21 protein-coding genes and 2 tRNA genes are annotated in these 24885 nt (G+C 44.9%); 18 read left to right on the plus strand and 5 right to left on the minus strand.

Annotation, left to right across the window (positions count from 1 at the left end; all coding sequences use genetic code 11):
- Positions 1-96: 96 nt before the first annotated feature.
- Positions 97-1089 carry a porin gene (locus tag ACF8CV_RS18290; RefSeq protein WP_017447707.1) on the minus strand — a complete coding sequence of 331 codons (993 nt, stop codon included), beginning with the start codon at positions 1087-1089 and terminating at the stop codon, positions 97-99.
- Between the two features lie 537 nt (positions 1090-1626).
- On the opposite strand from ACF8CV_RS18290, the gene greA reads away from it, so the two are divergent.
- A complete protein-coding gene (gene greA / locus ACF8CV_RS18295) occupies positions 1627-2100 on the plus strand; it encodes a transcription elongation factor GreA (RefSeq protein WP_005485311.1) in 474 nt (157 codons plus the stop codon).
- Positions 2101-2181: 81 nt separating this feature from the next.
- Here the strand turns inward: greA and yhbY are convergent, their stop codons facing one another.
- Entirely contained in the window at positions 2182-2478 is a 297-nt protein-coding gene (gene yhbY, locus ACF8CV_RS18300) for a ribosome assembly RNA-binding protein YhbY (RefSeq protein ID WP_005380066.1), read from the minus strand.
- 138 nt (positions 2479-2616) lie between these two features.
- On the opposite strand from yhbY, the gene rlmE reads away from it, so the two are divergent.
- The 17 genes from rlmE (at position 2617) to vmrA (ending at position 20696) form a co-directional block, all read left to right on the plus strand.
- On the plus strand, positions 2617-3246 hold the full coding sequence (gene rlmE / locus ACF8CV_RS18305) for a 23S rRNA (uridine(2552)-2'-O)-methyltransferase RlmE (protein ID WP_005494062.1): 630 nt from the start codon (positions 2617-2619) through the stop codon (positions 3244-3246).
- Between the two features lie 108 nt (positions 3247-3354).
- Positions 3355-5334: an ATP-dependent zinc metalloprotease FtsH gene (ftsH, locus tag ACF8CV_RS18310; protein WP_021447645.1), complete on the plus strand. Its 1980-nt coding sequence runs from the start codon at positions 3355-3357 to the stop codon at positions 5332-5334.
- 52 nt (positions 5335-5386) lie between these two features.
- Positions 5387-6217, plus strand: a complete 831-nt coding sequence (folP, locus tag ACF8CV_RS18315) for a dihydropteroate synthase (RefSeq protein ID WP_005481601.1) — start codon at positions 5387-5389, stop codon at positions 6215-6217.
- A gap of 19 nt (positions 6218-6236) precedes the next feature.
- Positions 6237-7577: a phosphoglucosamine mutase gene (glmM, locus tag ACF8CV_RS18320; RefSeq protein ID WP_005481562.1), complete on the plus strand. Its 1341-nt coding sequence runs from the start codon at positions 6237-6239 to the stop codon at positions 7575-7577.
- 222 nt (positions 7578-7799) lie between these two features.
- Complete coding sequence (gene secG / locus ACF8CV_RS18325; RefSeq protein WP_005481580.1) at positions 7800-8138, plus strand: preprotein translocase subunit SecG; 339 nt, start codon at positions 7800-7802, stop codon at positions 8136-8138.
- A gap of 15 nt (positions 8139-8153) precedes the next feature.
- A tRNA-Leu gene (locus ACF8CV_RS18330) sits at positions 8154-8237 on the plus strand.
- A 56-nt stretch (positions 8238-8293) separates the two neighbouring features.
- Positions 8294-8370, plus strand: a tRNA-Met gene (locus tag ACF8CV_RS18335).
- Between the two features lie 227 nt (positions 8371-8597).
- Complete coding sequence (gene rimP, locus ACF8CV_RS18340; protein ID WP_005456065.1) at positions 8598-9053, plus strand: ribosome maturation factor RimP; 456 nt, start codon at positions 8598-8600, stop codon at positions 9051-9053.
- Positions 9054-9089: 36 nt separating this feature from the next.
- Positions 9090-10577 carry a transcription termination factor NusA gene (nusA, locus tag ACF8CV_RS18345; protein ID WP_005456069.1) on the plus strand — a complete coding sequence of 496 codons (1488 nt, stop codon included), beginning with the start codon at positions 9090-9092 and terminating at the stop codon, positions 10575-10577.
- Positions 10578-10599: 22 nt separating this feature from the next.
- The gene (gene infB / locus ACF8CV_RS18350) at positions 10600-13317 is read left to right on the plus strand and encodes a translation initiation factor IF-2 (protein WP_005481598.1); all 2718 of its coding nucleotides are present in this window, start codon (positions 10600-10602) and stop codon (positions 13315-13317) included.
- A gap of 114 nt (positions 13318-13431) precedes the next feature.
- Complete coding sequence (gene rbfA, locus ACF8CV_RS18355) at positions 13432-13827, plus strand: 30S ribosome-binding factor RbfA (protein ID WP_005456060.1); 396 nt, start codon at positions 13432-13434, stop codon at positions 13825-13827.
- Positions 13827-14771, plus strand: coding sequence for a tRNA pseudouridine(55) synthase TruB (gene truB, locus ACF8CV_RS18360; protein ID WP_025592130.1), 945 nt, complete (start codon positions 13827-13829; stop codon positions 14769-14771). Before rbfA ends, truB begins: the two co-directional genes overlap by 1 nt.
- A 150-nt stretch (positions 14772-14921) precedes the next feature.
- On the plus strand, positions 14922-15191 hold the full coding sequence (rpsO, locus tag ACF8CV_RS18365) for a 30S ribosomal protein S15 (protein WP_005456110.1): 270 nt from the start codon (positions 14922-14924) through the stop codon (positions 15189-15191).
- A gap of 354 nt (positions 15192-15545) precedes the next feature.
- The gene (gene pnp / locus ACF8CV_RS18370) at positions 15546-17681 is read left to right on the plus strand and encodes a polyribonucleotide nucleotidyltransferase (RefSeq protein ID WP_005456067.1); all 2136 of its coding nucleotides are present in this window, start codon (positions 15546-15548) and stop codon (positions 17679-17681) included.
- A 180-nt stretch (positions 17682-17861) separates the two neighbouring features.
- On the plus strand, positions 17862-18782 hold the full coding sequence (gene nlpI / locus ACF8CV_RS18375; protein WP_045601849.1) for a lipoprotein NlpI: 921 nt from the start codon (positions 17862-17864) through the stop codon (positions 18780-18782).
- A 96-nt stretch (positions 18783-18878) separates the two neighbouring features.
- Entirely contained in the window at positions 18879-19292 is a 414-nt protein-coding gene (locus ACF8CV_RS18380) for a MarR family winged helix-turn-helix transcriptional regulator (protein WP_024702430.1), read from the plus strand.
- 57 nt (positions 19293-19349) lie between these two features.
- Entirely contained in the window at positions 19350-20696 is a 1347-nt protein-coding gene (vmrA, locus tag ACF8CV_RS18385) for a sodium-coupled multidrug efflux MATE transporter VmrA (protein WP_025505167.1), read from the plus strand.
- 53 nt (positions 20697-20749) lie between these two features.
- Here the strand turns inward: vmrA and ACF8CV_RS18390 are convergent, their stop codons facing one another.
- The 3 genes from ACF8CV_RS18390 to ACF8CV_RS18400 all read right to left on the minus strand — a co-directional run bounded on the left by ACF8CV_RS18390 (position 20750) and on the right by ACF8CV_RS18400 (position 24851).
- Complete coding sequence (locus ACF8CV_RS18390) at positions 20750-21628, minus strand: U32 family peptidase (RefSeq protein ID WP_005481567.1); 879 nt, start codon at positions 21626-21628, stop codon at positions 20750-20752.
- 20 nt (positions 21629-21648) lie between these two features.
- Positions 21649-22662 carry a peptidase U32 family protein gene (locus ACF8CV_RS18395; RefSeq protein WP_005456088.1) on the minus strand — a complete coding sequence of 338 codons (1014 nt, stop codon included), beginning with the start codon at positions 22660-22662 and terminating at the stop codon, positions 21649-21651.
- A 149-nt stretch (positions 22663-22811) separates the two neighbouring features.
- Positions 22812-24851 (minus strand): bifunctional diguanylate cyclase/phosphodiesterase, encoded by a 2040-nt coding sequence (locus ACF8CV_RS18400; RefSeq protein WP_015297221.1) that lies wholly within the window; start codon positions 24849-24851, stop codon positions 22812-22814.
- Positions 24852-24885: the final 34 nt, after the last annotated feature.

A 24885-nucleotide genomic window follows, 5' to 3' on the forward strand; every position in this document is an offset into this window, starting at 1 on the left:
AAGTGGTTAGAAGAACGCGCTATTAAGATGAAAAATGAAAGATAAAAAAATGCCCGCAATAAGCGGGCACTGAGTATTCAAGTCTAAAGACTGGAATTAGAAGTCGTAACGTAGACCTAGAGCTAGCTCGTCTTCTGCATCAGCTTTAGATGCTGTAGTGTTGCCACCAACTTTACCTAGTTTATCGCCAGAGTCGATTAGGTTGAAGTTGTATGAAACGTAACCACGGAAGTTAGGCTTGAAGTAGTAAGATGCATCAACAGCGAAGTTGTTAGCAGAAGTTTCGTTGTTAGTTTCTGCGTTGTTGTACGTTGTTGTGAATACTGTTTGACCTAGAGTGTAAGCACCAGCTAGTTCGTAACCAGTGTAGTCACCTTCAGTTTTCGCTTTTTCACCGTCAGTGAAGATACCAGCGAAGTATAGGTCACCCATAGTGTAAGATGCAGCTAGCATGTATTCGTTAGCTTCGTCTTGGTCTGCGTAACCAGCACCTAGCTCAAGACCTGTGTCTGCTACTGCGTAGATTGCAGATAGAGAGTAACCGTCTTGTTTGTTGTCTGTGTATTCACCGTTTACTTCTTCACGGTCAGCAAAGCGGTAGCTAGCTTTAACGTTTAGGTTTTCGAATTGACCTTTGTAAGACATCATGTTGTCTGAACGGTCAGCCACTGCTAGTTTGTCAGCTGCTGAGTTACCGTGGTAAGCCATGATATCTGTGAAATCAGTGATAACGCCTAGTGCACCTTCGTTTTTACCGTAAGTGAACTCACCCCATGCACCGCCAAGACCAGCGTATGCGTAACGAGTGTCTAGGTTGCTGTTTCCATCCACACCGCCGTTTTCAGCTGTAGTAAATTCACCTTCCCAGAAACCAACACCGTAAAGGTTGTCGTTGATAGCTTGAGTACCAAGGAAGTTTAGACGGATACGAGAGTTGTCTTGAGCGTCGCCATCTTTCATAGATAGACGTGCTTCAGCGCGGCCGCCCATTTCTAGAGAAGTGCCGTCTTGGTTGTAAAGTTCAGCTGCGTTAACGCCAGTTGCCATAGCTGCTGCAGATACAGAAAGAGCAATTAGAGTCTTTTTCATCTTATTTGTCCTAGTTAGCTGTCCATAATCATTGTTGTATGGGGGAGAGATGACCTCTCACAAGTTATTGGTCTATATTTGGCTTCATCTGCGAGAGTTTTCCGCAACTGTAAGCCTTTGATGTAACAACTTGCTGGACATGTTTTACTGCTAAAGTTTCATGATGAGTTAGTAAAATGATATAAATCATGCTGATGAACACTGTTCGATTGTAACTGGTTGTTTATTAAGTGGCTGTTTTTTAATAGTTAATGCTTCAATGACATTGGCCTGACATTGATTAGTTTTTATGTTTTTTGATGTTTTTGGTGTAATGAACAGTGTTGTTTTTCAATAAATTGCGATAATGATTGGATCTAAAATTGATTCGGTTCGTTATGCTGCAAAGGCATAGCAATGTTGAATTTCGAATTAAGATGATTTCGCTCAGGAGTTTGTTTACACTAGTTGAAAATACATCTTTAACCGCACTACCTAGTCCTACGACTGGGTGGGCTTTTTATTGTCCAAAGACCCGTTTGGGCTTGAGGTTACATAATGGAAAAAGTTCCAATGACACTACGTGGCGAACAAATGCTACGTACAGAACTAGAACGTCTACTTAAGCTACGTCCTCAAATTTCAGAAGCGATTGCTGAAGCACGAGAACTAGGTGATTTGAAGGAAAATGCTGAATATCATGCCGCTCGAGAAGAGCAGGGTATTTGTGAAGCGCAAATCCGTGACATTGAATATAAGCTATCTGTTGCGCAAGTAATTGATGTAACTAAAATGGAAAACACTGGCAAGGTTATCTTTGGTTCAACGGTGACTTTGATTGATGTCGATACCGATGAAGAAAAGACATATCAGATTGTTGGTGACGATGAAGCTGATATTAAAGCTGGCCGTATTTCAGTGAGCTCTCCAATTGCTCGTGGCTTGATCGGCAAGATGGAAGGCGACGAGGTTGCTATCCAGACTCCTGGTGGAGCGAAAGATTTCGAAATTGACCGAGTTGAATACATCTAAGTGGCATCTTGAATGCCCACTATTTGTTAAATGCAAAAAAGGTCGCCAATGGCGACCTTTTTCTTCAACAACGTAAGTGAATTACTTACGAGGAATTTCGATTTTACGCTCTTCAGACTGGCGGTATAGCACAAGCACTTTACCAATTGTCTGAACTTTTTCAGCGCCTGTCTCACGTACGATAGCGTCAATGATTAGCTGTTTTGTTTCACGATCTTCTGAAGCAACTTTTACTTTGATCAGTTCGTGATGGTTTAGAGCGATTTCAATTTCTGCTAGCACGGCTTCTGTAAGTCCATTTGCGCCCATTAGCACAACAGGTTTTAAACTGTGAGCCAGGCCTTTTAGGTGCTGCTTTTGTTTGGTGCTTAGGTTCATTACGCGGCCAATTTTCTTTAAAATAAGGGTTGAAAAAAGCTATTTTAACGCCATCTATTGCTGAAGACTATAATTTATTGAGTAATAGGTTGTGCCTATTAAAACAATAGCTCCTATTTGCGCCTTGTTGGGATTAAAATGAGTAAACAAAAACATTCGGCTAGTTCTGGTCGTTGGTTGAAAGAACACTTTGATGATAAATACGCGAATGAAGCCCGTAAAAAAGGATATCGTTCACGTGCGTACTTCAAGATTGATGAAATCCAAACAAAAGATAAGTTGTTAAAACCTGGCATGACAGTGGTCGATTTAGGTGCTGCTCCGGGTGGATGGTCTCAATATGCTGCTAAAATAGTAGGAGATAGTGGTCAGATTATTGCTTGTGATTTACTTCCTATGGATCCAATAGCTGGTGTAAGTTTCTTGCAAGGTGACTTCCGAGACGATGCCGTGTTAGAGGCGTTGCTTGATAGAATTCAACCATCAATGGTTGATGTTGTAATGTCTGATATGGCGCCGAACATTGCAGGTAACAACTCTGTCGATCAACCACGCGCAATGTATTTAGTTGAATTGGCTTTAGATATGTGTCGACAAGTTCTAGCGCCTAATGGTAGCTTTGTCGTAAAGGTTTTCCAGGGTGAAGGCTTCGATCAATACGTGAAAGAAGTCCGAGACATGTTTAAAGTCGTAAAAATCAGAAAACCAGACTCATCGCGAGCGCGCTCCCGAGAAGTCTTTGTTGTAGCCACTGGTTACAAAGGTTAACTATTTTGCTCTTTCGGGAGCGTGTTAACACTATAGCTACAGTGAGTGAACTGTAGTACCCTACCTTTAATTACAATTAGTTATCGAGAGGCTTACACCTTGAGTGACATGGCAAAAAATTTAATTCTGTGGCTTGTTATCGCTGTCGTATTGATGTCGGTATTCCAGAGCTTTGGCCCTGGAGAAAGCAATGGCAGAACCGTGGATTACACCACGTTTGTACAGGAAGTTGGCCAAGGCCAGATTCAAGAAGCAACTTTTAAAGACGGTGAAATTAGCTTTGTTCGTCGTGGCGGCGGTGCCAAAATGGTCACTTACATGCCTGTGTATGATCAGAAGCTTCTAGATGACCTAATTAACCAAAACGTGAAAGTGCAAGGAACGCCTCCTGAAGAGCAAAGCTTGCTTGGCACAATTTTCATTTCTTGGTTCCCAATGATCTTACTGATTGGTGTGTGGATTTTCTTCATGCGTCAAATGCAAGGCGGCGGCGGTAAAGGCGCTATGTCTTTCGGTAAGAGTAAAGCTCGAATGATGAGCGAAGAACAAATCAAAACCACTTTCGCTGATGTTGCAGGCTGTGACGAAGCAAAAGAAGACGTAAAAGAACTTGTTGATTACCTACGTGATCCAAGCCGTTTCCAAAAACTGGGTGGTAAGATTCCAACTGGTGTTTTAATGGTTGGTCCTCCAGGTACGGGTAAAACGTTACTTGCAAAAGCTATCGCAGGTGAGGCAAAAGTACCGTTCTTTACTATTTCAGGTTCCGATTTCGTAGAAATGTTCGTTGGTGTTGGTGCATCTCGTGTACGTGACATGTTCGAGCAAGCGAAGAAAGCCGCGCCTTGTATTATCTTTATCGATGAAATCGATGCTGTAGGTCGTCAGCGTGGTGCTGGTGTAGGTGGTGGTCACGATGAACGTGAGCAAACACTGAACCAAATGCTAGTAGAAATGGATGGTTTTGAGGGCAACGAAGGTATTATCGTTATTGCTGCGACCAACCGCCCAGACGTATTAGACCCTGCATTGCTACGTCCGGGTCGTTTTGACCGTCAAGTAGTTGTAGGTCTTCCTGATGTACGCGGTCGTGAACAGATTCTAAAAGTACACATGCGCAAAGTGCCATTAGCTGGTGACGTAGAGCCTTCTTTAATCGCTCGTGGTACACCAGGTTTCTCTGGTGCAGACCTAGCCAACTTAGTTAACGAAGCTGCGCTATTTGCTGCACGTGGTAACAAACGCAATGTCTCTATGGTTGAGTTTGAGCTAGCGAAAGACAAAATCATGATGGGTGCAGAGCGCCGTTCTATGGTGATGTCAGAAGAGACCAAAGAGTCAACAGCGTACCATGAAGCAGGTCACGCGATTGTTGGCCGTTTAGTACCTGAGCATGATCCTGTGTACAAAGTGTCTATCATTCCACGAGGTCGTGCACTTGGTGTAACGATGTACTTGCCAGAACAAGACCGCGTAAGTATGTCTCGTCAGCACTTAGAGTCTATGATTTCAAGCCTGTATGGCGGTCGTCTTGCTGAAGAGCTAATTTACGGTCCTGAAAAAGTATCGACAGGTGCTTCCAACGACATTGAACGGGCGACAGATATTGCTCGTAAGATGGTGACACAATGGGGCTTCTCTGAAAAACTTGGTCCTCTACTTTATGCAGAAGATGAAGGTGAAGTATTCCTTGGTCGTAGCGTAACGCAGACTAAACACATGTCTGATGATACCGCTAAGCTGATCGATGATGAGGTTCGTCAAATCATCGACCGCAACTACGACCGTGCGAAAAAGATTTTGGAAGACAACATGGACATCATGCATGCGATGAAAGATGCGCTAATGAAGTATGAAACCATTGATGCTCGCCAAATTGATGATCTCATGGAACGTAAAGCGGAAATTCGTGAGCCAGCAGGCTGGGGTGATAACCCAATGAATAAGCCAAAGGATGACGATAAGTCTCAAGCAACGCCTGAAGTGAAAGAGGAAGAGAAAGCAACGGATTCTGCGAATGCCGCAGAGCAAGTTACTTCTCAAGATTCTGCTTCAAGTGAAGTTCCAGAAAAGAAAGACTCTGAATAAAGAGTGTTGATAATAATAAACCCCGAGTTAGCTCGGGGTTTTTGTATTTATTATGATTATTACAGCAAATAACAAATCTCTCGACCTATCTCGTCCACATGTAATGGCGATTCTTAATGTTACCCCTGATTCATTTTCTGATGGTGGTAAATTCAATTCTTTAGAACTTGCTCTTGCTCAAGTCGAAAAAATGATTACAGCAGGGGTTAGCATCATTGATGTCGGTGGTGAGTCCACACGCCCTGGGGCGCCAGATGTCTCTCTAGAAGAAGAGTTGCAACGCGTTGTTCCTGTTGTAAAGGCCATCCGCGAAAAATACGATGTATGGATCTCTGTCGATACCAGTAAAGCAGAAGTAATGCGTCAGGCTATCGCTGTTGGTGCGGATCTGATTAACGATATCCGTGCGTTACAAGAACCTGGTGCACTTCAAGTTGCGGCAGCATCAAAACTACCTGTTTGCTTAATGCATATGAAGGGGCAACCTAGAACTATGCAGGAAAGCCCTCAGTACGAGAACTTGATGGATGACGTCGCTCAGTTTCTAGAAGAGCGCATAGCTGCTTGTGAAGCCGTAGGTATCAATAAGTCTCAACTTATCCTCGATCCTGGTTTTGGCTTTGGCAAAACCATTGAACACAATTATCATATGCTCGCTCATCTCGAGAAGTTTCATGAGTTCGGTCTGCCTATCTTGGCGGGCATGTCTCGTAAATCAATGATTTTCAAGCTGCTTGATAAGCCCGCAGCAGATTGCACTAACGCCAGTGTGGTTTGCGCCACGATTGCTGCCATGAAAGGCGCGCAGATCATTCGTGTTCATGATTTTGAAGAAACTATTGAAGCAATGAAAATTGTCGAAATGACGCAAAACAATATTTAAAAATAATAAAGGTAAGTTTATGTCGAATAAAAGACGTTACTTTGGTACGGACGGTGTACGCGGTAAAGTTGGACAGTACCCAATCACTCCAGACTTCGTACTTAAGCTTGGCTGGGCAGCTGGTCGTGTACTAGCAAAACAAGGCACAAAGAAAGTTATTATTGGTAAAGATACTCGTATCTCTGGTTACATGCTTGAATCTGCACTAGAAGCAGGTCTTGCTGCCGCAGGTCTGAAGGCAACCTTCACTGGTCCAATGCCGACACCTGCTGTCGCTTACTTAACGCAAACTTTCCGCGCAGAAGCGGGCATTGTGATTTCTGCATCGCATAACCCATATTACGACAACGGTATTAAATTCTTCTCATCTGAGGGCACAAAATTGCCTGATGATATCGAGCTTGCTATCGAAGCTGAATTGGACAAAGACATTGAATGTGTTGAGTCTTCTGAATTGGGCAAAGCGACTCGTTTAAATGATGCTGCAGGTCGTTACATCGAGTTCTGTAAAAGCACATTCCCATCGACACTAAGTCTCTCTAACTTAAAGATCGTCGTTGATTGCGCTCATGGTGCTACCTACCATATTGCACCAAATGTCTTCAAAGAACTTGGTGCAGATGTAATCGCGATGGGTGTTGAGCCAAATGGTATCAACATCAATGAAGAAGTCGGTGCTACAGACGTTCGCGCGCTACAAAAACGCGTTGTAGAAGAGCAAGCTCATCTTGGTCTTGCATTCGATGGTGACGGCGACCGTATCATCATGGTTGACCATTTAGGTAATAAAGTCGATGGTGACCAAATTGCTTACATCATCGCACGTGATGCTCTGCGTCGTGGTGAACTAAAAGGTGGCGTGGTTGGTACATTGATGACTAACCTAGGTATGGAAAATGGCCTGAAGCAATTAGGTATTCCATTTGTTCGTGCTGCTGTCGGTGACCGCTATGTAATGGAGCAATTGCTGGCTAAAGGCTGGAAGATCGGTGCCGAAAACTCTGGTCACGTTATCTTGCTAGATAAAGTAACAACGGGAGACGCGATTGTTGCTGCTCTACAAGTGCTTGCTTCTGTTGTTGGTAGTGACATGTCACTGCACGACTTGTCGCAAGGCATGACGCTTTACCCACAAGTTTTAGAAAATGTACGTTTCGCCGGTGAAAATAACCCTCTAGAAGCGCAAGCAGTACTGGCTGCTGTAGAAGAAGTTGAAGCTGAGCTAGGCGATAAAGGTCGCGTTTTACTACGTAAATCAGGTACAGAGCCTTTGATTCGCGTAATGGTAGAAGGTGAAGATGCCGAGCTTGTTCAAAGCTCAGCGCTTAAGATTGCGGATGCAGTAAAAGCAAGTTGTTAATCATTGCTTTCACGTGTTTAAAGAAAGAAAAGGGTAAGTTTTGCCCTTTTTTTGAGCGCTTAACCCGCCGGCATTGATTTTTTACTAATTTTCCCTTGTCAGCGTTACTGGCTTTCGCTAGTATTGCTCCGCCTCCTGTTAGGAGGTCGCTAGCCTTGTTCATTAACGATGTTTCGATATTGAACGGCGCTGGCTCAACAATTTGGAACATAGGTGGAAAAAATGTTTTCAGTTCTACTTGTGATTTACCTGTTGGCAGCGCTTGGTGTGATTGGCCTTGTGTTGATTCAACAAGGTAAAGGCGCAGATATGGGAGCCTCGTTCGGTGCTGGTGCTTCAAACACAGTGTTTGGTGCTAGTGGCTCAGGTAATTTCTTAACCCGAACAACTGCTATTTTAGCAACCGTATTTTTTGTCGTTAGCTTGCTACTTGGTCGTATGTCTACACACAAGACCGAGTCTCAATGGGTAGACCCAACATTAGGTCAACCAGTAGTTGAACAAGTTAAAGACGCAGCGAGTGAAGTTCCAGCACCTACTGGTGATGAAATTCCTCAATAAGCTGTAAGGTTTTGTGCCGAGATGGTGAAATTGGTAGACACGCTAGCATGAGGTGCTAGTGCCTTAGGTGTGAGGGTTCGAGTCCCTCTCTCGGCACCATGTATTTACAAACTTGTAAATCACTTGTTTGCGAGTATAATGCTCAGCAAGTCGGACGCGGGGTGGAGCAGCTTGGTAGCTCGTCGGGCTCATAACCCGAAGGTCGTCGGTTCAAATCCGGCCCCCGCAACCAATCTCCTTCTTTGAATAAAGAAGTTGCAGATTGGCAAGTTTGCGTAGTGCTAACCACACTACGAGTTAAGAAAAGTAATTTTGACTATTCTTAACGTATCAGGGTCCAGCAGCATAAAACCCCGACTATCGGGGTTTTTTGTTATCTGAGTTTTTTAAATGACTCAGGTCACTGCTTGGTTTTTTGATTGGGCTCTGAGCCCTTTTTTTGTTTCTGGAGTGGTTTAAATGACTGGTTTAGAAAGACAACTTACTGAAATGCTTGAAGCGCCAGTAGAGGCATCAGGCTATGAGTTAGTTGGATTAGAATTCATTCGTGCTGGCGCGCACTCAACGTTACGCATCTACATCGACCATGAAAATGGTATTAACGTGGACGACTGTGCAGAAGTTAGCCACCAAGTAAGTGCAGTGTTAGACGTTGAAGATCCAATTTCTGTTGCTTACAGCCTAGAAGTGTCTTCTCCAGGTTTAGAAAGACCACTATTCAAAGCAGCACATTACGAGCAATTTATTGGTCACGAGGTCAGCATCGTTTTGAAAATGGCTGTAGCAAACCGTCGTAAGTGGAAAGGTATTATCCACGGCGTGGATGGCGAAACAGTGACAGTTACTGTTGAAGGTCAGCAAGAAGAGTTTGCTTTAAGTAACATTTCAAAAGCTAACCTGATCCCTAAATTTTAGGTCCCTAAAAAAGTTTAAGCTTAGAGGCTAAATACAATGAGTAAAGAAATTTTAGCGGTAGCAGAAGCGGTATCGAACGAAAAAGCGGTACCTCGTGAGCGTATCTTTGAAGCTCTTGAGATTGCTCTAGCAACTTCTACAAAGAAAAAGTACGAAATCGAAATCGACGTTCGTGTTGCTATTGACCGTAAAACTGGTGAGTTTGTAACTTACCGTCGTTGGTTGGTTGTTGACCAAGTAGAAAGCCCAACGAAAGAGATCTCTCTAGAAGCTGCTCAATATGAAGATGATTCAGTTGAGCTAGGCGATTACGTAGAAGATGAAATCGAATCAGTAACGTTTGACCGTATTACGACTCAAACGGCTAAGCAAGTTATTGTACAAAAAGTTCGTGAAGCTGAACGTGCACAAATCGTTGAGCAGTTTATCGATAACGAAGGTGATCTAATCACTGGTGTTGTTAAGAAGGTAAACCGCGACACAATCGTTCTTGACTTAGGTAACAACGCAGAAGCGGTAATCCTACGTGATGACCAACTTCCTCGTGAAAATTTCCGTCCAGGTGACCGTGTACGTGGTCTTCTGTACAAAGTTGCTCCAGAAGCGCGTGGTTTCCAATTGTTTATCACTCGTTCTAAGCCTGAAATGCTTGAAGAACTATTCCGTGTAGAAGTTCCAGAGATCGCTGAAGAAATCATCGAACTGAAAGGTGCTGCTCGTGATCCTGGTTCTCGCGCTAAGATCGCAGTGAAAACAAATGACAAACGTATTGACCCTGTTGGTGCGTGTGTTGGTATGCGTGGCGCACGTGTACAAGCTGTTTCTGGTGAGCTTGGTGGTGAGCGTATCGATATCGTGCTTTGGGATGATAACCCAGCGCAATTCGTTATCAACGCAATGGCTCCAGCAGACGTAGCTTCTATCATCGTGGATGAAGATGCACACTCAATGGACATCGCAGTTGAAGCCGACAACCTAGCACAGGCTATCGGTCGTAACGGTCAGAACGTACGTTTAGCATCTCAGCTAACGGGTTGGGAGCTGAACGTAATGACAGTTGCAGATCTTCAGAAGAAACACGCTGAAGAATCACAAGCGTCTATCGAAAACTTCATGAAGTACCTAGACATCGAAGAAGACTTTGCTCAGCTGCTTGTTGAAGAAGGCTTCTCTACTCTAGAAGAAATCGCATACGTTCCAGTTAACGAGCTTCTAGAAATCGACGGCCTAAACGAAGAGCTTGTAGAAGAGCTACGTGGTCGTGCGAAAGACGCGCTAACAACAATTGCATTAGCACAAGAAGAATCTTTTGAAGGTCTAGAGCCTGCAGACGATCTACTAGGTCTTGAAGGTCTAGAGCGCGAAATGGCATTCAAACTGGCAGCTAAAGGTGTAGCGACACTGGAAGATCTAGCTGACCAAGGCATTGACGATTTAGAAGGTATCGAAGGCCTGACCGAAGAACGTGCAGGCGAGCTAATTATGGCCGCACGTAACATCTGTTGGTTCGGCGAAGAAGCATAATTTCGGCAAGGAGGAAAGCGGCATGACACAATTAACAGTTAAAGCACTGAGTGATGAGATTGGTACGCCAGTCGACCGCTTGATTGAACAACTTGCTGACGCTGGCATGAAAAAGGCGAGCTCTGACAATGTAACTGATGAAGAGAAGCAAAAGCTTCTCTCTCATCTAAAGAAAGAACACGGTGATAAATCTGGTGATGCAGAGCCGACTCGCCTAACGCTTCAGCGTAAAACTCGTAGTACACTTAGTGTGAATGCGGGTGGTGGTAAGAGTAAGAATGTTCAGGTTGAGGTGCGCAAAAAACGTACATACGTGAAGCGTAGCACAATTGAAGATGAAGCTAAGCGTGAAGCAGAAGAAGTAGCAAAACGTGAAGCAGAAGAAGCAGCAAAACGCGTAGCAGAGGAAACTGCTAAGCGTGAAGCTGAAGAAGCTGCAAAACGTGAAGCTGAAGATGCTGTAAAACGTGAAGCGGAAGAAAAAGCGAAACGCGAAGCTGAAGAAAAAGCGAAGCGCGACGCAGATACGAATGCACAACGTAATGCTGAAGAAAAAGCAAAACGTGATGCTGAAGAGAAAATTAAGCAAGAAGCAGCGCGAAAAGAGGCCGACGAGCTTAAACGTCGTCAGGAAGAAGAAGCTAAGCGTAAGGCTGAAGAGGAAAGTCAGCGCAAGCTTGAGGAAGCTCGCGAATTGGCTGAAAAGAATAAAGAGCGTTGGTCTGCTGCAGAAGAGAAAAAGGGTGATATGGAAGATACAGATTACCATGTAACGACTTCACAATACGCACGTGAAGCCGAAGATGAAGCAGATCGCAAAGAAGAAGCCGGTCGTCGTAATAAGAAGAAGAAAAAACCTTCGACTAAAGACGAGCAGGCACGCAATAGCGGTCGTAGCCAACGTGGCGGTAAAGGCGGCCGTAAAGGTAAGCTAGCTAAACCAACATCAATGCAGCACGGCTTTGATAAGTCGGCGACTGTTGCTAAGCAAGATGTTGTGATTGGCGAAACAATTGTTCTTTCAGAACTTGCTAACAAGATGTCGGTTAAAGCGACAGAAGTTATCAAAGTGATGATGAAGATGGGCGCTATGGCGACTATCAACCAAGTGATCGACCAAGAAACAGCACAGCTTGTTGCTGAAGAAATGGGTCACAAAGTTGTTCTTCGTAAAGAGAACGAACTGGAAGAAGCAGTACTATCTGACCGCGATACTAATGCTGAATCAGTACCTCGTGCTCCAGTTGTAACGATCATGGGTCACGTTGACCACGGTAAAACGTCAACACTTGACTACATCCGTCGTACACACGTTGCTTCAGGCGAAGCGGGTGGTATTACACAGCACATCGGTGCTTACCACGTTGAAACTGAAAACGGTATGATCACGTTCCTTGATACTCCTGGACACGCGGCGTTTACTGCTATGCGTGCTCGTGGTGCTCAAGCGACAGATATCGTTGTTCTTGTAGTTGCAGCAGATGATGGCGTAATGCCACAAACAGTAGAAGCGATCCAGCACGCGAAAGCGGCAGGCGTTCCTTTGATTGTTGCTGTGAACAAGATCGATAAAGAAGATGCGAACCCAGACAACGTTAAGAATGAGCTAGCTCAATACGACGTAATCCCTGAAGAATGGGGCGGTGAGAACATGTTCGTTCACATCTCTGCAAAACAGGGTACAAACATTGATGGTCTGCTAGAAGCAATCCTTCTTCAATCTGAAGTTCTAGAACTTACAGCTGTGAAAGAAGGTATGGCGTCTGGTGTGGTAGTTGAATCTCGTCTTGATAAAGGTCGTGGTCCAGTTGCTACAGTACTAGTTCAATCTGGTACGCTACATAAAGGCGACATCGTACTTTGTGGTCAAGAGTACGGCCGTGTTCGTGCAATGCGCGATGAACTAGGTCAAGAAATCACAGAAGCAGGCCCGTCTATTCCTGTAGAGATCCTTGGTCTTTCAGGTGTGCCAGCTTCAGGTGACGAAGCTACTGTAGTACGTGATGAACGTAAAGCGCGTGAAGTTGCTAACTACCGTGCTGGTAAGTTCCGTGAAGTGAAACTTGCTCGTCAGCAGAAATCTAAACTAGAGAACATGTTCTCTAACATGACTGCTGGTGAAGTTGCAGAGCTTAACGTTGTACTTAAAGCTGACGTTCAAGGTTCTGTAGAAGCTATCGCAGACTCACTACTGAAACTATCGACTGACGAAGTGAAAGTGAACATCGTTGGTTCTGGTGTTGGTGGTATTACTGAGACTGACGTAGTACTAGCAGAAGCTTCAAACGCAATCATTCTTGGCTTTAACGTACGTGCTGATGCATCTGCTCGTCGTGCAGTTGAAGCCGCAGCAGTTGACCTACGTTACTACTCAATCATTTACCAATTGATTGACGAAGTGAAACAGGCAATGGGCGGTATGCTTGCTCCAGAATTCAAGCAAGAGATCATTGGTCTTGCTGAAGTTCGTGACGTGTTTAAGTCACCGAAACTGGGCGCAATCGCTGGCTGTATGGTTACTGAAGGTCTAATTAAACGCAACAACCCTATCCGTGTTCTACGTGATAACGTTGTTATTTACGAAGGTGAACTAGAGTCACTACGTCGCTTTAAAGATGACGTTCAAGAAGTTAAGAATGGCTACGAATGTGGTATCGGCGTTAAGAACTACAATGACGTTCGCGTTGGTGACCAAATCGAAGTATTCGAAATCGTTGAAATTCAACGTACTCTAGACTAATTGACTAAAATTACTCATATTATCTTTGATAGATAAGTAGTAATTGGTTGTTGAATACACCATGGGGGGCTGGCTTTGACCAACCCCCCATTCTTTCTATATAAGAGAAAAGATATGTCAAAAGAATTTAGCCGCACGCAGCGTGTTGCACAGCAGCTGCAAAAAGAATTAGCAATGATCCTTCAACGTGAAGTTCGTGATTCACGTTTGGGTATGGTTACCATTTCCGATGTGGAAGTCTCTCGTGACCTTGCTTACGCAAAAGTGTTCGTGACTTTCCTATGTGTAGGTGAGCAAACACCAGAATCATGCCTAGCGGCACTACGTGAGCATGAAGTTCACATTCGCATGATGCTTGGTAAGCGTATTCGTCTGCGTCTAACTCCAGAAATCCGCTTCTACTACGACAACACGCTCGTAGAAGGTATGCGTATGTCTAACCTAGTAACCGAAGTGGTTAACTCAGACAAGCAGAAGCAAAAGAACTCTGGCCGTGAGGACGAAGAATAATGGCTCGTCGTCGTAAAGGTCGTCCAATTAATGGTGTTATCTTGTTGGATAAACCAACAGGTATCTCTTCCAATGATGCACTGCAAAAAGTAAAGCGAATCTACTTTGCTGAGAAAGCGGGTCACACTGGTGCGTTGGACCCTCTAGCGACGGGTATGTTGCCGATCTGTTTAGGTGAAGCAACCAAGTTTTCTCAGTTCCTACTGGATTCAGACAAACGCTATCGCGTGATCGCGAAACTTGGCGAACGTACTAACACTTCAGACTCTGATGGTGAAGTGGTAGAAACGCGTCCAGTAGATGTGACTCTCGAGAAACTAGAAGCGTGTATTGAGAAGTTCCGTGGCGAATCTGACCAAGTGCCTTCGATGTTTTCTGCTTTGAAATACCAAGGCAAACCTCTGTACGAGTACGCTCGTAAAGGTATCGAAGTTCCACGTGAGTCTCGTAAAATCACCGTTTACGAAATCATTCTTCACCGTTTTGAAGGTGATGAAGTTGAGATGGAGGTGCACTGTTCAAAAGGCACTTACATTCGTACTATCGTCGATGACTTGGGCGAAATGCTTGGTTGTGGTGCTCACGTAACTATGCTGCGCCGCACAGCTGTAGCCAAGTACCCTTACGAGAAAATGGTGACTCTTGAGCAGCTTAATGAGCTACTTGAGCAAGCTCATCGTGAAGAAATCGCTCCTCGCGAGTTGCTCGATCCACTGCTTATGCCAATGGACACTGCAGTTGAAGACTTACCAGAAGTAAACCTAATTCCTGAATTAGCAGATATGGTTCAGCATGGCCAACCGGTTCAAGTATTAGGTGCACCAGAGCAGGGGTCTCTGCGCCTGACTATGGGCGAAGAGCGTTTGTTCATCGGTGTTGGTGAAATGAACGATGATGGTAAGATCGCACCAAAACGTTTAGTCGTTTTCCGCGACGAAGAGTAATCTCTATATCACTTGAAAAATACCGGCATTTAAGCCGGTATTTTTATATTGCGCCTATAAGCAAACTTCCTTATAATTCGCGCTTCTCGTGTCGGCTGAATCAGAGATTGGCTGGCACAAACATTAACTTACTCTTATTAGGAGAGAATTATGTCTCTGAATGCAGAAACTAAAGCAGCAATCGTTGCAGAATACGCACAATCTGAAGGCGACACTGGTTCACCAGAAGTTCAAGTAGCTCTACTTACAGCTTCTATCAACCACCTACAAGGTCACTTCAAAGCTCACAAAGGCGATCACCACAGCCGTCGTGGTCTTCTACGTATGGTTTCTCGCCGTCGTAAGCTTCTAGATTACCTAAAAGGTAAAGATCTAGCTCGCTACCAAGACCTAATCAAGCGTCTAGGCCTACGTCGCTAATAAGCGACTGCATAGCAGTTTGTCAAAAAAGGGGCTTTATGCCCCTTTTTTGTTGCCCCTAATTTATTTTTTGACTGCTATAGCTTAGCCAAATCATCCTTAAGCCGTTATAATACTGGCGGCTTAATCTTTTGATACCGTTCTAGATGAGTGATTAGTCGCTGATTAGTCTGGTATATTAGATTTTTATTAAACTCATAGCATTACAGTCAACCTCGTCGACCAAAAGGTCGCGGCTATTAAAAAGAAATTTAGGTAAGTTTCTTTTCACTAGTCGCGATTCGTAATGCCTTGAGTGTTTATTAACACACCTAAGCGGCTATTTATCGGTGCGCTTAGAAACAAGGAATAACAATGTTCGAAAAACCAGTTGTTAAAACGTTCCAGTACGGTAACCACACGGTTACTCTAGAAACTGGCGTTATCGCACGTCAAGCTACAGCAGCAGTTATGGTTACAATGGACGATACAGCAGTATTCGTTTCAGTTGTTGGTAAAAAAGAAGCAGTAGCGGGTCAAGATTTCTTCCCACTAACTGTAAACTACCAAGAGCGTACTTACGCTGCAGGTAAGATCCCAGGTGGCTTCTTCAAACGTGAAGGTCGTCCATCTGAAGGCGAAACGCTAACAGCTCGTCTAATTGACCGTCCAATCCGTCCACTATTCCCGGACGCGTTCAAAAATGAAGTGCAAGTTATTGCAACGGTTGTATCTGTAAACCCAGACGTTCAACCAGATATCCCAACAATGATTGGTACATCTGCGGCTCTTGCCATCTCTGGTATTCCATTCAATGGTCCTATCGGTGCAGCACGTGTTGGTCACATCGATGGTCAGCTAGTTCTTAACCCTAGCCAAACTGAGCTAAACGCATCGCGTCTAGATCTAGTGGTTGCAGGTACAGAGTCTGCGGTACTAATGGTTGAGTCAGAAGCTGACAACCTAACTGAAGAAGAAATGCTAGCAGCAGTTGTGTTCGGCCACGATCAACAACAAGTTGTAATCAACGCTATCAACGAGTTCAAAGCTGAAGTTGCTACTCCAGCTTGGGATTGGGTTGCTCCAGAAGAAAATACAGCACTTAAGACTAAGATTGCTGAACTTGCTGAAGCTAAGCTTGTTGAGGCTTACCAAATCACTGAGAAAATGGCTCGTTACGACCGCATCCATGAGATTGCAGCAGAAGTAAACGAAGCACTGCTTGCTCAAGATCCTGAAGCGGATACTAAAGAAATCCACACAATCTTCCACGATCTAGAGAAGACTGTTGTACGTCGTAGCATCATCGCGGGTAACCCTCGTATCGATGGTCGTGAGAAAGACATGGTTCGTGCGCTAGACGTACGTACTGGTGTTCTTCCACGTACTCACGGTTCTGCACTGTTCACTCGTGGTGAAACTCAGGCCCTAGTTACTGCGACTCTAGGTACTCAACGTGATGCACAAATCATCGATGAGCTAACTGGTGAGCGTAAAGATCACTTCCTACTACACTACAACTTCCCTCCATACTGTGTGGGTGAGACTGGTTTCGTAGGTTCTCCTAAGCGTCGTGAAATCGGCCACGGTAAACTGGCTAAGCGTGGTATTGCAGCTGTAATGCCATCTGTTGACGAGTTCCCATACACAGTTCGCGTTGTATCAGAAATCACGGAATCTAACGGTTCATCTTCAATGGCGTCTGTATGTGGTACATCTCTAGCACTTATGGATGCTGGTGTGCCAATCAAAGCATCTGTTGCGGGTATCGCGATGGGTCTTGTGAAAGAAGGCGATGACTTTGTTGTTCTTTCTGACATCCTTGGCGACGAAGACCACCTAGGTGACATGGACTTTAAAGTAGCAGGCACTAGCACTGGTGTTACTGCACTTCAAATGGACATCAAGATCGAAGGTATCACTAAAGAGATCATGCAAATTGCGCTTAACCAAGCACAAGGCGCACGTAAGCACATCCTATCTGTAATGGATGAAGCGCTTGCTGGTGCTCGTGACGATATCTCTGAGTTCGCTCCGCGTATCCACACAATGAAGATCAGCGCAGAGAAGATCAAAGACGTTATCGGTAAAGGTGGTGCAGTTATCCGTGCTCTAACTGAAGAGACTGGTACAACTATCGAAATCGAAGATGACGGTACAATCAAGATTGCAGCAACTGAAGGTGCAGCAGCGAAAGAAGCTATCCGCCGTATCGAAGAGATCACTGCTGAAGTTGAAGTAGGCCGTATCTACACTGGTAAAGTGGCTCGTCTAGCTGACTTTGGTGCGTTTGTAACGGTTCTACCAGGTAAAGATGGTCTAGTACACATTTCTCAAATCGCTGAAAAACGCGTTGAGAAAGTGTCTGACTACCTAACTGAAGGTCAAGAAGTTCAAGTTAAAGTTCTTGAAATCGACCGTCAAGGCCGTGTACGTCTAAGCATGAAAGAAGCGGTAGAGAAGCCTGCTGAAGAAGCAGCGGCAGAAGCACCAGCAGCGAAAGAAGAGTAATCTGAAACTCGCCTTTCGGTCTTTTATTAGCTTAAGAGCCTGAAAGCATGCTATAAAGGGGAGCATTTTCGCTCCCTTTTTTTTGGCCTGTTTCGAGGAGTTTGACCTCAAATGAGGTTATTTATCCTATAGTGCATTAAGGAAACAGACCCAAGGCGGTCCAAACAGGAGTATCAATTAGTGAAATGGTTTCAAACCGCAAGTTTATGTGTTGCTATCGCGCTGACCGGTTGTGCAAATACTTCTCAGCATTCAGCTCTGAAGTGGCTTTACCCACCAATGGCTGTGCCTTTACAACCGAGCGTTCAACAAGAAGTTCAAATTGCGCGTTTATCACAACTACTGCAGCGCCCTGATCTCAGCGATGAAGTGCGTGCCAAAATGCACTATGAACGTGGTAATTACTACGACAGTGTTGGCTTGCGTGACCTTGCTCGTTTGGATTTCAACCAATCATTGCAGTTGAACCCCGCTCAGCCAGATATATTTAATCTTCTCGGCGTTTACTTTACTCAGGTTGGAGAGTTTGATGCGGCATACGAAGCATTTGATTCAACACTCGAACTTGCACCAGATAACTCTTACGCAGAGCGCAATCGGGCGATAGCGCTATACTACGGCGGTCGTATTGATTTGTCCTTGGAAGATATGACCAAGCATTATCAAGAGATGCCAAGCGATCCATTTCGCGCATTGTGGTTATACATCATTGAAGCGGATCAAAACCCTGAGCAAGCAAAAGCAAACCTTCAGCTGCGTTACCAACAAGATCGCAGTGAAGAATGGGGTTGGGTGTTAGTCGCTCTTATGCTACGCGATGTTTCTGATGAAGCGGCTCTTGCTGCTATTATGGATGGGACGCGAGAAAACTATCGCCTTGCTCAGCGATTGACGGAAACCTATTTTTATCTCGGTAAACGTCATCAATTGGAAGGTGACATCGCCAGCGCGATTTCGTTGTATAAGCTCGCCATTTCGTTGAATGTGTACGAGTATGTTGAGCATCGTTACTCTTTCTTGGAGTTAGCACAAATTTATGACCAACTTCAGCAAGATAGGTTGGCCAAGCTAAAAGCCGCCGAGCAACAAGAACAGCAATAATGATAAAGCCGCTTCCATAAGCGGCTTTTTTACGCTTGATGATTGAGATAACTCGCTTTAGAATAGTTAGCCTTGCTAACTAATTGGTGAATCTTTATGGCCTTAGAAGAGAGTTTGATCGATTTGGAGCGTTTTTGCGCCAAAGCTTGGCGTGTTTACGCTAAAGAAGATCCATTGTCTCATCTTAGCTTTAACGAATTTGATTACTTACGCGTAATTCAGGTGTTTCCTGAAGGCGTTCGTATTACTGATCTTGCCGACGAGTTACAGGTAACCAAACCTTCTGCCTCCAATATGGTGGTGCGTTTAGAAAAGAAAGGGTTAGTGAAGCGTATTGCTTGCAATGAAGATGCTCGCGCAAAGCGTGTCTTATTGACGGAAGAGGTCGCTGAAAAAATGTCTTTAGAACAAATTGTTTATAAGGATATTTCGGATCAAATGATGCTAAAGCTAAACGAACAAGAAGCCAAACAATTGCAGTCGCTACTCAATAAAGCGCTTGGAAATTAATTCAAAAATTCATTTATTTAACTATTTAGTTAGCTTTGCTAACTATTGGTGAGAATCATGCAAAACTCCATTTATAAACAGTTTTGGAAATATACCATTCCAACTGTCGCAGCCATGTTGGTCAATGGGCTGTACCAAGTCGTCGACGGTATTTTTATTGGCCGTTACGTTGGCGCTGACGGATTGGCGGGCATCAATGTTGCTTGGCCAGTGATTGGTAGCATTCTGGGAATAGGGATGATGGTTGGTGTGGGAACGGGAGCCCTGACTTCCATCAAGCAAGGAGAGCAAGATCAACAAGGTGCGAAACGGGTCTTAACCACAGGCTTGCTATTTTTGTTGGCCTTGATGCCTATTGTCGCAACGATTCTGTTTTTCTTTGCTGATGACTTTATTCGTTGGCAAGGCGCTCAGGGGCGAGTGTATGAGTTGGGCTTGCAATATCTCCAGATACTAATCGTAGCGTGTATTTTTTCACTTGGCTCTATTGCGGTTCCATTCTTGCTACGTAACGACAACAGCCCTAACTTAGCCACAATTTTGATGGTGATAGGTGCAATCATTAACATTGTGTTGGACTATGTTTTCATTGCTTGGATGAATTGGGAGCTAACAGGAGCGGCTATTGCGACCGCATTGGCACAGATGGTTGTCACCGTGCTAGGTGTGGGCTACTTCTTCTCTTCTAAAGCGAAGTTACGTCTAACATTTAGAGAGTTGAAAGTGCAATTGGATGCTATTCCTAAAATTGTGCTTATCGGGACATCCAGCTTTTTTATGTACGCTTATGGATCTACGATGGTAGCTCTGCACAACGCGTTATTCGCACAATACGGCAGCCCGCTTTTGATCGGCGCTTACGCCATTTTAGGTTATATTGTGACGGTCTATTACCTCGTGGCGGAAGGCATTGCCAATGGTATGCAGCCTTTGGTGAGCTACAACCATGGCGCACGAAATCAAGATAACATTCGTAAGTTGCTACAAATTGCTATGGGGACATCGGTTTTAGGTGGTGTTGTGTTCGTGGTATTGATGAACCTTTTCCCGTACCAGCTCGTATCCGTCTTTAATGACGCGGATCAGCAGCTTATCGAAAGTGCTGTGGTGGGAATTCGTCTCCACATGTTCGCACTGTTTCTGGATGGTTTCTTAGTGGTAGCAGGGGCTTACTATCAATCGGTCAACAAAGGTAGTAAGGCGATGTTTGTGACGGTGGGCAATATGCTTATCCAACTGCCGTTCTTGTTCATCATGCCAAAACTGTTGGGTGTGACAGGCATTTGGATTGCATTCCCGCTATCCAACATTGCGTTAAGTCTGGTTGTGATGAGTATGCTTTGGCGTGATATCAAAAAGTTGATGGTGGAGAGGCCAGTAGAACCGAGCATCCAAGCGTCTTAAGTTGGTAGCAGAAAAGCGAGGCTAGTGCCTCGCTTTTTACTTTGTCGGAAGAGTTAAATGTTCTTCACTTCTAAGCCAGCCAATTGATGCCAGTAACCGTTGCATTGGCGGCTTGATAGTTTGTCTGGGTTTGAGCCTTGCTCGTTAGAACGGAAGCGATCCAATTCTGAGAAGGTACTTACGCCTAATGGACTCAAGCGAACGACATCAACGAGTCCTTGCATGCTTGGCAGATCGTTGATCAGGTTGTAACAGTAGCCCGATTGCGTTTGGATGCCATTCAAATTGAAGACTTCTTGTCCCTCTTGGCTGCTTACTTGGATACCGGTTGGGTATTTGATGCAGCAAGTTTCGCAATCATCCTTCGCTTTATTTTCTGCACGCGCCGTGAAGCAGCGAGCCGAGTAGGCTAATGGCAAATAGCCGTGGCTAAAGACTTCGACTTCGAATTTGTTACGAATCCCTAAGTCTTCACATTGTGTCAGAGTATCGCTTAGCCATTCACGAGATAGCTCAACCGGCATACACCAACGAGTCATCCCTTGTTTTAAAAACAGGTTCAAGGTGTGTGCGTTGTAAGTGTTAATTGCTGGGCCAACGACAAATGGGACTTTGTGTTCAGACGCCAGTTGAACCGCGGACACGTCATTTGCTTCAATCGCAAAGTCACCATTATCGATATACTTCTTCATGATATTGACTTCGCTTGGTGCTTCCAACAATGCCATGGTGGAAAGCACCACTTGCTTACCGGATGCCGATAGGTCTTTGGCAATATCGAACCAATGAGCAGGTTTCATCTCGCGACGTTTTGAACAAACGGTTTCACCCAAGTAGATAATGTCTGCCGAGCTTTCTTTCGCTTGTAAGTAAAATGCTTCGATATCTTGTTTTGGCCAAAAGTACAGCAGTGGGCCAAGTGCGTATTTCATTGAATTTTCCATCTTAACCTCTACTGCCATTTACGGTGGTATGCACCCAGCGTGGTTTGCGTACCTTCAGAAACGTTAGCCAGGGCGGCATCCCAAGCTGCTTCGACTTGGTAAGCTTCTGGGTTTGCTTGGTAACGATCAATTGCTGCGCGCCAAGTGCGAGTAACTTGCTCTACATAGGCAGGGCTGCGTTGACGGCCTTCAATTTTTACCGACGCTACGTTTGCTGCAAACAGTTCAGGAAGCATAGAGAGAGTATTTAAACTGGTTGGTTCTTCCAGCGCGTGGTAACGTTTTTTCTCGCCTTCAATTTCAGCTTCAAAGCGGCCTTTACAAAGCGTTGGATAGCCTGCGTTTTCACCCGCGCAGTAACGGTCGATCAAAATGTTGTTTAATCGAGACTCCAAGCCTTGTTCAGTTTCTTGCCAGCGCACGTATTTCGCTGGAGAGCAGGCTCCGACCGTATTTGGTGATTCACCCGTCATGTAAGACGACAAGTAACAACGACCTTCAGACATGATGCACAGACTGCCAAACGCAAATACTTCCAGCTCGACATCACTGGTGATGTTGCGCGACAGTTGTTTCACCTGATGAATGGACAACACGCGAGGCAATACCACACGTTTAACGTTGAAGTTTTGCTTGTAGAAGTCAATCGCAGCTACGTTGGTAGCAGAAGCTTGCACGGAAAGGTGCAGCTCAAGCTCAGGGTATTTGCGAGCAGCGTACTCAAGAACAGCAATGTCAGCGACAATCAGCGCATCTACGCCCAATGCCGCTGCGTTATCGACGGCGTTTGTCCAGCGTTCAAAACCGTTTGGATGAGCAAAGGTATTGAGTGCAACGTGGATCTTTTTGTTGTGGTCATGCACATATTGCACGGCCTTTTCTAGCTTTTTACCGTTGAAGTTCAAACCAGCAAAGTGACGCGCGTTGGTATCGTCTTTGAAGCCGATGTACACGGCATCTGCACCGCAATCAATCGCGGTTTTTAGCGCAGGCAGGTTACCCGCAGGACACAAGAGTTCCATATGCTCACAATCATAGAGAAGGAAAAGGTGCCCGCATTTTATGAAGAATTATGAATAGCTAATTTGACCTAAGTTAGGTTTAGCTCAATAAACTCAATATTTACCCCTTGAGAGTAGGGGTAAAAGTTTAATTTGACGAAGTCGGGGGATCAATTTTTGTGGCGGCGGTTTTGCACAAACAACTCTTCGATTTCATGTTTTGGTTGAGGTCGGTAGAAATGAAAACCTTGAATCGAGTTACATTGAAGGTTGGAAAGTAAAGTAGCTTGCTGATGCGTTTCTACGCCTTCTGCAACGACCGTTAGTTCCAAAGATTTGCCCAAGTTGATGATGTTCTCGATGACGGTCACCTGTTTTGGCAGGGCGTCAATGTCATTAATGAATGCACGGTCGATTTTTAGTTCATCAATCGGGAAACGAGCTAAATAAGACAGCGACGAGTACCCAGTGCCAAAGTCGTCGATCGACAAAGCAAAGCCCAGCTTTTTAATCGCATTCAGCATTTGCAGCGTATGTTCGCTGTCACTCATCACCGCGCTTTCCGTTAGCTCAAACGTGATGCAACTTGGATCAAGTTCGGTTGTGCGCAGCAGCTTCTCCATAAAGTCGATCAACTGAGGGTTGCCAAACTGTTCTGGAGACAGGTTGATCGCGACGCGACCCGGCAAAATGCCTTGTTGTTTCCAGCGTTTTACGGTGTTGAATACATCACGCATCACCACGCGGCCCAGATGCTCAATCAAACCTGCTCGTTCCGCCACAGGAATAAATGATCCTGGGCTAATGTAGCCCTCAACCGGATGTTTCCAACGTACTAAAGCCTCAGCGCCATTGATACTGAAATCACGGGCGTTCACTTTGGGTTGATACCAAACTTCAAGACCATTTTGCTGCAGGGCTTTTTGCAGTTCGATTTCGAGCCACAAACGCATACGCGCTTCTTTGTTCATTTGGTCATTGAATTTGATCAGACGGTTTCGCCCGCGATCTTTGGCTTCGTACATTGCGGTATCGGCGTTTTGTAGCAAGATACGAGCATCCTGCCCATCTTCCGGATAGCGGACGCTACCGATTGAGCAAGCAAGACGTTTACTGAAGTGGTGCAGATCAAAAGGTTGGTTTATCAAAGAAATAATGCGATCTGATAACACTTCTGCCATGCGTGAGTTTTCTGGCTCAGGAAGAATGATGCCGAACTCATCACCGCCAAGATGGCCGATGATCGCTTGGTTTGGCAGCAGTCGTTTTAAACGCGCAGAAACTTCTTGGATGACTTTGTCACCGATGTGATGACCCAGCGAGTCATTAATGTTCTTAAAGTTATCGATATCGAGGTAAAACACCAATAGCGGTGTTTGGCTTTTGATCAGTTGTTCTAGGCGCTTGGTGAAACCAAATCGGTTATACAGTTTGGTTAAAGAGTCGATATGAGAATCTTCACTGGAGGCCGACGACAAGTGTTTTGGTGTGTCATCCGCATCTTGGATAAGAATAATTTGAGATTCACTGCCTAGAATTGCCGTCGAGTCCGCATGCAATTGGACTTTGCGCTCAAATCCGCAACGCGCGCTAGTCAGGCAAACAAACGGTTTGTCCGAAATAAGCGTGCTGAGTCGGTGACTGAAAACTTTTTTGGTGTTTTCGTCGATGAACAAGCGAGAGAGCTCTTCACCGAGCAGCTCGTGAGGGGAGTTAAGCCCAAGCAGACGAGCCGAAGCAGGGTTTGCTGAGATGATGATGTCATCTTCAATCAGCAGCAGGCCATCGGGCAATAATTGGGTCAGCTTGGCAAATTTGTTTTCGGCTTCTTCCAGAGAGCGGACAAGTATTTGCTTTTCGGAGGTGTCGACGGCGTGAAACACCACGAAACGTACCTCATTACCTTCATACACTGGTGACAAACTAAAGTGAAGGCTGGTCTCTAAATCGGTTTCATCTAAGGTAATTTCAGCTTCGACATGCACGCCTTTGAATGCGCGTTGGTAGTAAGGTGCCAGCTTCTTATAAAACTGCTCACCTAGCACCTGGCAATCGTTTAACCCGATGATTTCTTCATGATTTAAGCCTGCAATATCACAATAGCGGTCACTCACCATTCGATAATTGTGTTTTTTATCAAGAATGGCAAAAAAGAAAGGGCTATTTGAGGTTAGCGTGGCAAACCAATGTTGTAATTGCTGGGAAGGCATTAGGGTATTACCGATCTCCAATGAGCCAGATTAA

This window comes from Vibrio sp. zbq_1, from assembly GCF_043102935.1.
GTDB lineage: Bacteria > Pseudomonadota > Gammaproteobacteria > Enterobacterales > Vibrionaceae > Vibrio > Vibrio parahaemolyticus.